This is a genomic window from Citrobacter portucalensis, assembly GCF_023374935.1.
GTDB lineage: Bacteria > Pseudomonadota > Gammaproteobacteria > Enterobacterales > Enterobacteriaceae > Citrobacter > Citrobacter portucalensis.
Genome location: NZ_CP092466.1, coordinates 3,489,124 through 3,501,670 on the forward strand (window position 1 = coordinate 3,489,124; position 12,547 = coordinate 3,501,670).

At 50.3% G+C, this 12,547-nt stretch carries 11 protein-coding genes and 1 pseudogene; 10 read left to right on the forward strand and 2 right to left on the reverse strand.

Features of this window, described 5'->3' with window-relative positions; genetic code table 11:
• Positions 1–25: 25 nt before the first annotated feature.
• The 4 genes and pseudogenes from LY264_RS17030 to cobO all read left to right on the forward strand — a co-directional run.
• Positions 26–1,307 (forward strand): annotated as a pseudogene (locus LY264_RS17030) (dicarboxylate/amino acid:cation symporter); the annotation flags it as partial.
• 119 nt (positions 1,308–1,426) lie between these two features.
• Positions 1,427–2,428, forward strand: coding sequence for a glutaminase A (glsA, locus tag LY264_RS17035; RefSeq protein ID WP_032942734.1), 1,002 nt, complete (start codon positions 1,427–1,429; stop codon positions 2,426–2,428).
• Positions 2,429–2,537: 109 nt separating this feature from the next.
• Positions 2,538–4,190, forward strand: a complete 1,653-nt coding sequence (locus LY264_RS17040) for a class I fumarate hydratase (protein ID WP_048226068.1) — start codon at positions 2,538–2,540, stop codon at positions 4,188–4,190.
• A gap of 9 nt (positions 4,191–4,199) precedes the next feature.
• Positions 4,200–4,802, forward strand: a complete 603-nt coding sequence (gene cobO / locus LY264_RS17045) for a cob(I)yrinic acid a,c-diamide adenosyltransferase (RefSeq protein ID WP_003022939.1) — start codon at positions 4,200–4,202, stop codon at positions 4,800–4,802.
• 82 nt (positions 4,803–4,884) lie between these two features.
• Here the strand turns inward: cobO and LY264_RS17050 are convergent, their stop codons facing one another.
• A complete protein-coding gene (locus LY264_RS17050) occupies positions 4,885–5,787 on the reverse strand; it encodes a LysR substrate-binding domain-containing protein (protein ID WP_003022936.1) in 903 nt (300 codons plus the stop codon).
• A 405-nt stretch (positions 5,788–6,192) separates the two neighbouring features.
• On the opposite strand from LY264_RS17050, the gene cobA reads away from it, so the two are divergent.
• Positions 6,193–6,981, forward strand: coding sequence for a uroporphyrinogen-III C-methyltransferase (cobA, locus tag LY264_RS17055; protein WP_003831416.1), 789 nt, complete (start codon positions 6,193–6,195; stop codon positions 6,979–6,981).
• Here the strand turns inward: cobA and LY264_RS17060 are convergent.
• A complete protein-coding gene (locus tag LY264_RS17060) occupies positions 6,960–7,853 on the reverse strand; it encodes a PocR ligand-binding domain-containing protein (protein WP_048226070.1) in 894 nt (297 codons plus the stop codon). The two genes, cobA and LY264_RS17060, sit on opposite strands and share 22 nt — an antisense overlap.
• 372 nt (positions 7,854–8,225) lie before the next feature.
• On the opposite strand from LY264_RS17060, the gene otnK reads away from it, so the two are divergent.
• The 5 genes from otnK to LY264_RS17085 are packed head-to-tail and all read left to right on the forward strand — an operon-like array spanning position 8,226 to position 12,537.
• Complete coding sequence (gene otnK / locus LY264_RS17065) at positions 8,226–9,482, forward strand: 3-oxo-tetronate kinase (protein WP_048226072.1); 1,257 nt, start codon at positions 8,226–8,228, stop codon at positions 9,480–9,482.
• Positions 9,479–10,123: a 3-oxo-tetronate 4-phosphate decarboxylase gene (otnC, locus tag LY264_RS17070; protein WP_048226074.1), complete on the forward strand. Its 645-nt coding sequence runs from the start codon at positions 9,479–9,481 to the stop codon at positions 10,121–10,123. The genes otnK and otnC overlap by 4 nt, the downstream gene beginning before the upstream one ends.
• A gap of 6 nt (positions 10,124–10,129) precedes the next feature.
• A complete protein-coding gene (locus LY264_RS17075; RefSeq protein WP_008784145.1) occupies positions 10,130–10,939 on the forward strand; it encodes a DeoR/GlpR family DNA-binding transcription regulator in 810 nt (269 codons plus the stop codon).
• Complete coding sequence (locus tag LY264_RS17080) at positions 10,920–11,696, forward strand: hydroxypyruvate isomerase family protein (protein WP_020996542.1); 777 nt, start codon at positions 10,920–10,922, stop codon at positions 11,694–11,696. The genes LY264_RS17075 and LY264_RS17080 overlap by 20 nt, the downstream gene beginning before the upstream one ends.
• 28 nt (positions 11,697–11,724) lie before the next feature.
• A complete protein-coding gene (locus LY264_RS17085) occupies positions 11,725–12,537 on the forward strand; it encodes a beta-keto acid cleavage family enzyme (protein ID WP_008784143.1) in 813 nt (270 codons plus the stop codon).
• Positions 12,538–12,547: the final 10 nt, after the last annotated feature.

A 12,547-nucleotide genomic window follows, 5' to 3' on the forward strand; every position in this document is an offset into this window, starting at 1 on the left:
CCAGCCTTTATCCGATGGAGTACACATGAAGAAAATTAGTTTAACGAAGATGATCATATTAGGCCTGATACTCGGCATGATTGCCGGGGTGGCCATAAATAATATGGCCGCGGCTGAAACAGCAAAATCTTATGCAGCAGACATTTCCATTTTCACCACCATATTCTTACGTATGGTGAAAATGATTATCGCTCCATTGGTTATTTCAACTCTGGTTGTAGGTATTGCCAAAATGGGCGATGCCAAAACGCTGGGACGTATATTTTCGAAAACCTTCTTCCTGTTTATTTGCGCCTCTCTGGTGTCAATTGCACTGGGTCTGGTTATCGTTAATATCTTCCAGCCAGGCGCAGGTATCAACTTTGTGCCACATGACGTCGGAGCCGTTGCCGCCGTTAAGTCAGAGCCATTCACGCTGAAAGTATTCATCTCACACGCGGTACCGACCAGTATTGTCGATGCGATGGCGCGTAACGAAATTCTGCAGATCGTCGTGTTCTCAATCTTCCTTGGTTGCAGCCTCGCTGCGATTGGTGAAAAAGCCGATCCTATCGTGAAAGTGCTGGATTCACTGGTGCACGTCATGCTGAAGCTGACGGGTTACGTCATGTTGTTTGCACCACTGACCGTTTTTGCCGCTATTTCAGGCCTGATTGCCGAACGTGGTCTGGGTGTGATGGTTAGCGCCGGGATCTTCATGGGTGAGTTCTACCTGACGCTGGGTATGCTGTGGGCGATCCTGATTGGCCTGTCTACGATGATCGTCGGGCCTTGCATCGCGCGTTTAACGAAATCAATCCTCGAACCCGCTCTGCTGGCCTTTACCACTTCAAGCTCTGAAGCCGCCTTCCCGGGTACGCTGGACAAGCTGGAAAAATTCGGTGTTTCGTCAAAAATTGCCAGCTTCGTTCTGCCTATCGGTTATTCCTTTAACCTGGTCGGTTCCATGGCTTATTGCTCATTTGCCACCGTCTTTATTGCCCAGGCGTGCAACATCGAACTGAGCATGGGCGAGCAAATCACCATGCTGTTGATCCTGATGCTCACCTCGAAAGGAATGGCAGGCGTACCGCGCGCATCAATGGTGGTTATCGCTGCAACTCTGAACCAGTTCAACATTCCAGAAGCAGGTCTGATTCTGCTGATGGGTGTCGATCCGTTCCTCGATATGGGTCGTTCCGCCACGAACGTTATGAGTAACGCAATGGGAGCAGCCATTGTCAGCCGTTGGGAAGGTGAACACTTCGGCCAGGGTTGCCGTGGCTCTGCACCAGTGAAGTCCCCGGAGCAGGAACGTCCGGTTACCGAAACGGAAATCGCTTTGTCCTGACAATAGAACAACAACTAATCGTAGGCCGGATGGCGTCGTGAACGCCCTATCCGGCCTACAGGATAGTTTTCCCAACAACACCAACAGGAATGCATAATGAATAAAACAATTCTCGGCGTGAGTCTCTTTTCTTTCAGCGTCTTGTTTAGCGCAACCACATTCGCGCAAACCACGCCCGACTACGCCAAGCTGATAGAACAGGCTCATCAGAAGTACAAAAGTAACAACGATGGAAAAGTCGCCGACTACATCCCTGCTCTGGCGACCTATAGCCCGAAAAATTTTGCCATCACCATTGCGACGGTGGACGGCAAGATCTACCAGGTTGGCGATGTTAACAAACCTTTCCCTATGGAATCCCTGAGTAAAGTGTTCACCATGGCGCTCGCCATGGAGCAGCACGGTCCTCAGGTAGTGCTGGATAAACTTGGCGCCAATGCCACCGGAATGCCATTCAACTCAGGTTTAGCCGTTGAACTGACCAAAGGCGCGCCTGAAAACCCTCTGGTAAACGCCGGGGCCATGAGCACCGTTAGCCTGATCGAAGCCAAAGACAAAACCGATCGTTGGAACAAAATCCTCGACAACCTGAACGTCTGGGCCGATGCCACTCTCACCGTGAACGAACCGGTTTTCAAATCTGAAATGGAAACCAACCAGCACAATCAGGCGCTGGCCAAACTGATGGAATCCTATAACAGCTTCTATGGCAACACTGACGAAGCCGTTGAAATTTATACCCGCCAGTGCTCGGTGGATATCACCGTTGAGCAACTGGCCAAAATGGGTGCCGTGCTCGCGAACAAAGGCAAATCTCCGTTCAACGGTAAACAGTTGCTGAATGAGAAATATGTTCCGCAGGTGCTGGCAGAAATGGCAATTGCCGGGCTTTACGACGGTAGCGGTAAATGGCTGTACACCGTTGGCATCCCGGCGAAAAGCGGCGTCGGCGGCGGCATGGTTGCCGTTGTCCCAGGCGAATATGCGATTGCGGTCTATTCTCCGCCGCTTGATGAAGCCGGAAACAGCGTTCGTGCCCAGAAAACTATCGAATATGTCGCCGAAGCGACAAAAGCCAATGTCTTTTTAGCCAAATAACTTTACGCCGGATGGCGCTTCGCTTATCCGACCTACATCAATGCGTTAATCGTAGGCCGGATAAGCGAAGCGCCATTCGGTAAACAACACGAAGAGGTGAGAAGTAAACATGTCTAAACCATTTGTCTGGCAGGAACTCTTTGTTCAGAGTAAAGATAGTACCGAGTATGAATTACTTAGTAACCAGCACGTTACGGTAACGGAGTTAGACGGAGAGGAAGTGATCAAGGTTGCACCGGAAGCGTTAACCTTGTTAGCACAGCAGGCGTTTTATGAGGCTTCATTTTTCCTGCGCGCCGGACATTTAAAACAGATTGCCAGCATTTTGCACGACCCACAGGCCAGCAGTAACGATAAGTACGTCGCATTGCAGCTGCTGCGCAATGCAGAGGTTTCAGCTAAAGGCGTTCTGCCCAACTGCCAGGATACCGGGACGGCAACCATTGTGGCCAGCAAAGGACAACATGTCTGGACCGGCGGCGATGACGCAGAAGCATTAAGCAAAGGCGTGTATTCCACCTTTACCGAAAACAACCTGCGTTACTCACAAAATGCCCCGCTGGATATGTATACCGAGGTCAATACCCAGACCAACCTGCCCGCACAAATCGATATTAGCGCCACCCCAGGTAACGAATACCGTTTCCTGTTCGTCAATAAAGGTGGCGGCTCAGCTAACAAAGCGGCGCTGTACCAGGAAACCAAATCCATTCTACAGCCGGAAAAACTCACTGCGTTCCTGATCGAAAAAATGAAATCACTGGGGACAGCCGCTTGTCCGCCGTATCACATCGCTTTTGTGGTTGGGGGCTTATCCGCCGACCAGGCGCTGAAAGCCGCCAAACTGGCTTCAACCAAATATTACGATAATCTACCCACCAGCGGGAACGAGCTGGGCCAGGCGTTCCGTGATACGGCGCTGGAAGCCGAGTTGCTCAATGCCAGCCGCGAGTTTGGCATCGGGGCGCAGTTTGGCGGCAAATACTTTGCCCACGATATCCGCGTAATTCGCTTACCGCGCCACGGCGGCTCCTGCCCAATCGCGATGGCCCTCTCCTGCTCTGCCGACCGCAACATTAAGGCCAAAATTAATAAACACGGTATCTGGCTGGAAAAACTCGAGCATAATCCGGGCAAATTTATCCCCGATTCTCACCGGGTAGAAAACGGCGCTCAGACCGTACAACTGGATCTGAACCGTCCGCTGCGTGACATCCTGCATGACCTTTCCGCTCTGCCCATTGGTACACGCCTGTCGTTAAGCGGCCCGATTGTTGTCGCTCGCGATATCGCCCACGCGAACATCAAATCACGACTGGATAACGGCGAACCGATGCCGGAATACATGAAAAAGCATATCGTTTACTACGCGGGTCCCGCCAAAACCCCGGAAAATCAGGCTTGTGGCTCAATGGGGCCCACCACCGGCGGGCGCATGGATGGGTATGTCGATGCTTTCCAGGCACAAGGCGGCAGCCTCATTATGCTCACCAAGGGTAACCGCAGCCAGCAGGTCACTGATGCCTGTCACAAACACGGTGGATTTAGCCTCGGCAGCATTGGCGGTGCAGCAGCCCTGCTGGCGCAGCAGTACGTGAAAAGCCTGCAGTGCCTTGAATATCCCGAACTGGGAATGGAAGCCGTATGGATGATGGAAGTTAAAAATATGCCGGCCTTCGTATTAGTGGATGACAAAGGCAATAACTTCTTTAGTCAGTTTGAGCAGCAGCATCGCTGCGCAACCTGTCCGGCAGGACATTAAGGAGCCTCAATGGAAGCGCGAGCCAATAATGACAGACACCGCCAGCGTCAGCAGAAACTGAAAGAACAGGTTGATACCCGCGTGGCGGCGGCAACGGAGAAGAAAGGGATCCTGATTGTCTTCACCGGCAACGGTAAAGGGAAATCCACCGCAGCCTTTGGCACGGCAACGCGCGCAGTGGGTCACGGAAAAACCGTTGGCATCGCGCAGTTTATCAAAGGTCAGTGGGATAATGGCGAGTACAACACCCTGCAACCACTCGGCGTTGAATTCCATATTATGGGCACCGGGTTTACCTGGGAAACCCAAAACCGGCAAGCGGATATCGAGGCGGCAACGGTTGTCTGGCAAGAAAGTAAGCGCATGCTGGCTGATGCGCATTACGATCTAGTGGTGCTGGATGAACTCACCTACATGCTTGCTTACCACTATCTGGATACCCAGGAGGTTATCAGCGCCATCGAAAATCGCCCTGCCGGTCAGAGCGTTATCGTCACAGGACGCGGATGCCACACACTGTTGCTGGAACTGGCCGATACGGTCAGTGAAATTCGCCCGGTCAAACACGCGTTTGACCGCGGTATTCAGGCACAGATTGGGATCGACTGGTAGCCGTTTTTTTGCCGGATAACGATGCTAACGCGTCTTATCCGGCCTACCCATCGTTGTAGGCCTGATAAGGCGCAAGCCATCCTCAGGCAGCCGATACCACGGACTTACTGAGCAACCAGTTACGGAAAATCTGTAAATGCTCGGATTCCGATTTCTCTTCACGCCACGTCATAATAAATCGATTCCCGGTACGCATTGGAACATCGCAAGGAATGACCATATCACCGCTGTCCAGATCGTGCTGAATGGCAAAACGTGGGAGCAGCGCAACGCCCAGATTAGAGCGGACCGCCGCGATCAGCATCGATAACAAATCAAATCTCGGACCTTTATTCACCAGCGGACTGCTGACATCTGACAGCGCAAACCACTCCTGCCACCCTTTGATGCGCGTGCTTTGGTGCAAGAGCGGAAATTCGTTTAGTAATTCGTTCACCGCCAGTTTTCGTTCCGGTTCGGCCAGCAAACAGCGGCTGCAAACCGGCAGAATTTCCTCTTCAAACAGGTACTCAACCCCTGACCATGGAGAATAAAAGTCTTCGCGCATGATTGCCGCGTCATACTCTCGATTGAGAAAATCACCAATATTCGCCAGGGAATGAATGTTCACGATAATATCAGGATTAAGTTTGTTAAATTCACGCAGGTTTGGGATCAGCCAGTGCGTGCTGAACGTCGGATTCACCGCCAGCTCAATAACCTGTACCGTCGGCTGCCAGGTCATTATCGTCGTCGTATCTCGTTCAAGTTTATTTAACGTTTCTTTAACGATACTTAAATAGTGTTTACCGGCCGCATTTAAAAAAATGCGTTTTTTGGCATGATTAAATAGCGCGGTATTGAGAAAATCCTCCAGTGCATTTACCTGGCGGAAAACAGCACTTTGTGTTAAAGCCAGCTCTTCAGCTGCCCGAGTATAACTTTCGTGACGCGCAACAACTTCAAAAGTTACCAGCAACTCCGTCTTGGGTATTTTTCCTCTCATAACCTCTTCCATATGCAGCGTACAAAAATAGTTTAATTTATAAAAAATAATTCAAGCTACCCAGATAAGCACCGAGAGTTATATTTTATTTCATCCATTAATGTCATTGATCCAATCCATGATTTACTCACACTGATGGCGGATAAATATTAACCAATAATACTCAAGAGCAGCAATAAACACAATTTAAATAAGGTTAAACCTAAGCAAATGGTGCCAATAAGTTCTTAATAATTTTTCAAGTTATCTTGTTTATTGCAGAAAAAACTTTGCGAGATTAATCAATATTATCAGTGCGATAATTTTGGATAATTTCACGTTATAACTTACGGGCAAACGACTGCTTTTTATCATTCCTTGATGTAGTTTCTGCCTTTTTTTGAATGATGTGATAAAGGACACAATGTGAAAACTTTCGGAAAGGTCTGGCTCGTTGGGGCAGGTCCCGGTGATATTTCATTACTTACCCTCAAAGCAATGATGTGCATTAAACAGGCTGATGTCATTATTTACGATCGGCTGGTCAATCCTAAAATTTTGGAATGGGCATTACCTGATTGTCTTCTTATCAATGTCGGCAAAAACCCAGGTTTCCATTGTGTACCGCAGGATGAAATCAATGCACTGCTTGTCCAGTATGCCCAAACGCACAATAATATTGTGCGTCTGAAAGGCGGCGATCCGTATGTTTTTGGACGTGGGGCTGAAGAAGTTGAGGATCTCGTCGAGACGGGCATCCCGTTTGAAGTGGTGCCGGGTATCAGCTCAACCATTGGTGGCCTGACCTATGCCGGGATTCCGGTAACACACCGCGATTTCGCCTCGGGATTTCACGTGGTAACCGGTCATACGCGGGAGGGCAACCAACAGCAGGACTGGCGTCAGCTGGCCAAACTGAATGGTACGCTGGTTATCGTCATGGGTATCGCCAATCTGGCGTTTATCTGTGAGGAATTATTGATGGGTGGAAAATCAGCAGATACGCCTGCAGCGCTAATTATGTCCGCCACCCGGGATAACCAACGCCGACTGACCTGTACGCTCGGTTCACTACTGAGCAAGGCGCAAGAAGCTAACATTCTCCCCCCTGCGCTGATAGTGATTGGTGATGTGGTAACCCTGAGTGATCGGCTCTCTTTTATCCCTGAAGCCATTACGCTGCCAGAAAACCTTTACTGCGACAGTCTGGCATGACGAAAAGACTGGGGCGACGTTTGATGCGCCGCCCGGAAAACGCGGCAAAAGTAACTGGTTTGTGCGTATTGGAGTTTCCGGGCAATGCTGTCTATTGAATGAACGGGATCGTGCAATAACTCCCCCGCTTTTTGCATTTTTTTCTGATTCACCCAGGTTTTAAAGTTAACGCCCTGCCGTTTCTTAAAAAAACGGCTGAAATAGTTTGCGCTTAAGCAAACGTGAGCTGCTACGGATTCCAGTGATAATTCACTATATAAATTCTCATCAATATAACGCAACGCTGCCAGAAGCTTTTTCTCGTGTCGGGAAGGCTCTGTAAAATAATGACGCATGTAACTGGTCGGCGGGATAACAAACTCATCAGGTTGTTGCTGTTCTGTCTCAAAATTATCAACAATAAAATTTAATAAATTAGCTGATGCCACCAGCGTATTATTATCGACTACCGCCACCTGACTCCATTCAGCTTTTATTTTTGGTTCATCCATCCATGAGCATTCATTATCAATAACGATAGTTTTATATTCCTGATATTTTGCCCGCACCTGCCCACAGAGCATAAAACCGTACAGATGCCCATCGCGAATTAATGGCATAGAAAACAGACTTAGCCCTGCGTGGCAGCTGAGTATTCTGGGTTTAAGGTGTTTTAATCCTTCAAAAGCACAATATTTTTCACACTTTTGGCAACTCGTACAATATCGTTCATCCGCCCGCATTAATGTGCAGAACGAATTAAAGTTATGGCAATCCGAGAGAGTTTTTCCGTTAACATCAACCACAACCGTGGCTAATCCAGTCGCACTGGAGAATACTTTTGCTATCGAGAAAAAACGTTGTAGATAATCATCCTGGATTTTCAACGACACGGTATCCTCCGGCATTAATGAAATTAAAGCCGGTAATATGCAGAAATTAATCAAGAGAAAGAATGATGCTCACCGCAAAAAATAATCTCATTTATGCAGATGATTATGATCAATTGGCAAGAGAGTTAAAGCGAACTCGATAATACTCCGCTGCATACTACTGACTTCGCTTTCTCAAAGATTAACGAATCTTCACACTCTCTTGTGAGACTCTTTTCGCAACACCAAACATCTTTATCCATTATTTTCAATAGATTACTCATTTTTACTGTGAATCAATGATGTGCTTATTTGTGATAATCATCATGTGAATGTGAAAGGCCCTCCTGAATAATATGTTCAATTAGCAAACAATCTGAACGGAGTTGATCCATGGCCGTCACCACAGGCGTTATCGCCGACGATTTCACCGGCGCAACGGACATTGCAAGCTTTATGGCGCAGCAGGGGTGGCGCGTTGCACTCCTGCCCGGAATGCCTGATACCACTCAATGCTGGAATGAAGAGGTTGACGCTATCGTCATCTCGCTGAAAAGCCGCTCATTACCCGCAGAACAGGCCATCGCACAATCTCTGTCCTGTGCCCGCTGGCTGAAACAAAAGGCAGGTGTCCGCCAGATCTATTTTAAATATTGTTCGACGTTCGACTCCACGCCAACAGGCAATATTGGACCGGTCAGCGATGCGTTGATGAACGACCTGCGTACACCCGTGATCGTCCACTGCCCCGCCCTGCCGCAAAACGGGCGCACGGTGGTGCATGGCCATCTTTTTGTAAACGGCGTACTGCTTAACGAATCCGGGATGGAAAAGCATCCGCTTAATCCTATGACCGATGCCAGCCTGCCACGCCTGCTGAGCGCGCAAACGCCAGGCAAGGTTGGTTGCATCAACCTCACGACGCTGCGTCAAGGTGTGGAAGCGGTCACTGACGCTCTGGCCCAACTTCAGGCTGAAGGTATGCGTCACGTTATCGTCGATACGCTGGATGAAGCAGATCTCACCACGCTGGCGCAGGCACTCCATGCCAGCCCTCTGTTAGCCGGGGGCTCCGGGCTCGGTGGCGCACTGGCCGCCTGCACCGGAACTCAGCAAACCATGCCGCTGGACGCTTTTCCACTACCCGCTAAAACGGTGGTGTTCTCCGGTAGCTGTTCTGCAATGAGTAATCGTCAGGTCAATCTCTATAAGGCCGCAGCAGCCTCTCGTGTACTCGACGTGGCCCGCTGCCTGTCTGATACAGAACGCTACACTGATGAACTGTGTGCCTGGGCGATGACGCATATCAACGACCCATTCGCGCCGATGATATACGCCACCCAGCCGCCAGACGTACTCCAACGCATTCAACAAGAGTACGGCGAACAGACTGCCAGCCAGGCGATCGAACACGCTTTTTCCCGACTGAGCGCAAAGCTACAAGTTGCAGGTGTAAACACCTTTATCGTCGCAGGCGGAGAAACATCCGGCACCGTGGTAGAGGCACTGCAGGTGAAGCGTCTGTCCGTTGGCAAAGCCATTGCGCCTGGCGTGCCGTGGGTATTTTCCTCCGGTCTGGCGCTGGCGCTGAAGTCAGGCAACTTTGGTGACGAAGATTTCTTTTTTACAGCCCAGGAGTACGCATTATGAATCCGGTGAGTGAACACCAACTACGCGAACTACTCGTCCACTATGGCCGTTCCTTGTTTATGCGTGGTTACAGCAGCGGCGGCTCCGGCAACCTCAGCGTCAAATTGCCGGATGGCGGCTATCTGGTGACCCCGACCAACTCCTGCCTGGGTGAGCTTGATCCTGCCACGCTAAGTAGGCTGGATGCCAACGGCGTGCATCTTAGCGGCGACAAACCGTCAAAAGAGGTGCCCATGCATTTGGCGTGGTATCGGCATCGGCCATCCTGCGGCGCGGTTGTGCACCTGCATTCTCCATGGCTGACCGCGCTCTCCTGTCTGCCTTGCTCCACACCAGAAAACTGTCTACCGCCACTAACGCCATACTATGTGATGCGCGTCGGACAGCTACCGCTGCTGCCTTATTTCAAGCCCGGCCATGAAGGCATTGCCAGCGCACTGAGTGAAATCGCGGCAGATCATACGGCTGCGTTGCTGGCCAATCACGGGCCGGTAGTAAGCGGTTGCTCGCTGCGTGAGGCGGTATTTAACGCCGAGGAACTAGAAGACAGCGCCCGCATCTGGCTGACATTAAAACCGCTCGGCTATGTTCCGCTCTCAGAAGAGGCGGTGGCCGAACTTGAACATTCCCGGCAAGCGTGAGGTGACATGATGATCCCCGAGCAACGACGTGATTTTATCTACCGCTACGTGCACGAAAAAAATGCCGCCTCATTTAATGAACTGGCAGATCTAATGAGCGTGTCGCATATGACCGTACGTCGCGACATTCAGTTGCTGGAAGAAGAAGGCAAAGTTATCGCCATTAACGGCGGCGTGAAGCTCAATAACCTGCTGAAATCCGAACTGCCGTGGCGGGAAAAAGCCGAGTTGAATCATGATGTGAAGCGCAAAATGGGCCAGCTCGCCGCAATGCTCATTGAGCCCGGACAAACGCTGTATCTGGATGCCGGAACATCGTTGTTTGAAGTGGCGAAAGCGGTAGCCGCCAGCCACTGTTTCAATCTGACGGTAGTCACCAACGATTTTTCCATCAGCCACTATCTGATGGATATGCCACACATTACGCTCTATCACACCGGCGGTCTGGTGGATCAGCGTAACCGCTCATGTCTTGGCAAAAGCGCCGCCAGTTTTCTGCGCACCATTAATATTGATGTGGCGTTTCTCAGTTCATCGTCGTGGGATACCGAGCGCGGCATGTCGACGCCGAGTGAAGGGAAAGCCTCGGTCAAAGAAGCGGTGCTTACCGTCTCCCGGCGTCGGGTGCTGGTCTGTGACAGCAGTAAATTTGGCAAATACGGCATGTTCCACATCTGTGGGCTGGAGCAGTTAACCGACATTATTTCTGATAACCGGTTACCGGAAAATGCGCAGCAGACTATTGTCAGCCAGGGCGTTAAGCTGCATCTGGTTGATGGCCGGGAGGGTGCACGCCATGCTGAAGTTAGCGGCTAACCTCGACTGGTTATTTACTGATTTACCGATAGCGGGTCGATTTCAGGCGGCAAAAGCAGCCGGTTTTCGCGGCGTAGAAGGGCTGTTTCTCTGGCAGCACCCGCTGGAGCATTTGCGGGCCGCTCAGCGGGAAACTTCTCTGCCGGTGGTGCTAATGAACGCCCCGGCTGGCAACTGGGCACAGGGTGAACGGGGACTCGCAGCATTGCCCGGTCGAGACCAGGAATTTCATCACAGCCTGAACGTGGCGCGAGATTACGCCACGGCACTGGGTTGTCGCCGGGTTCACGTTATGTCCGGCTTGCGCTGCAATGACCTGACGCTGCACGCCCAGCGCGACCTCCTGACGAATCGACTGCGCATCGCCTGCGATGTGATGGCAGACGCGGAAATCGATGTACTGATTGAACCATTAAATTCGCAGGATATGCCCGGTTATTTTATTGACAGTTTCCCGCTGGCTGAATCTATCATTCACGAGGTTGGTAAGAAGAATATCGGCTTACAGTTTGATATTTACCACTGTCAGAAAACTCATGGCAACGTGGCAAAAAATATCGAACGCTATTTTACCCTTATTAAACATTTTCAAATCGCTTCTGTTCCTTATCGCCATGAACCGGGAACCGGGGAGTTAAATGAAGCATGGCTATTTAATTTTATAAGAAAAATGAATTACCAGGACTGGATTGGCTGTGAATATCAACCATCAACATCAGGGCCGGAATCATTACGCTGGATAACGCCTTACCTATAATTTTAATATCTCTGTACCGGAGGAAAAAATGTCGGATACTGTTATTATTTCGCTGGCACCCGTTGCCGCGGATTGCCCCAGAGTTATACCCGAAGAACTGGCGCAGGAAATACTCGCCAGCGTAGAACATGGCGCGTCCATCGTCCATTTACACGTTCGCGATAAACAGGGACGCCTGACGCCAGATACTACCGACTTTCAGGCAACAATTGACCGCGTTATGCGCCATTCAAACCTGATTATTCAGGCTTCTACCGGCGGCGTCTCTTCGATGTCCATCGCCGAGCGCTGCGCGCCACTGGCCTGCCCCGGCGTGGAGATGGCCTCGCTGAACGTCGGTTCCGTTAACCTCGGTGATGCGGTGTATTTTAATCCCGGTCCGGACGTGGAATATTGTTCACGGCAAATAACTGAACGCAATATTATTCCAGAGTTTGAAGTTTTTGAAATCGGCATGATAAATAACATCCTGAACCTTGAAGATAAAATAAAATTTCAAAAACCTATGCTCTTTAATATTGTTCTCGGTCACCGCGGCAGTACGCCTGCAACCGTTGATGCATTAATTGCTCTGCGTAGCATGATCCCACGCGACGCCTTATGGGGAATTACTCATTTTGGCAGAAGGAATTTCGATATTATCGCTGCCGCGGTCGCTATGGGTGCCAGTGAAGTGCGAATCGGCTATGAAGATAGTTATTATTTAAGCGCCGAAGAAAAAGCGCAGCATAATTATCAGCAGGTAGCCAAACTCGCTACGCTCATTCGCAGTATGGATAAAAAAGTTGCTACGCCGGAAATTGCGCGGCGCATGTTATCTATTCCACCCCGGCAGCAATAACAACAGCAAG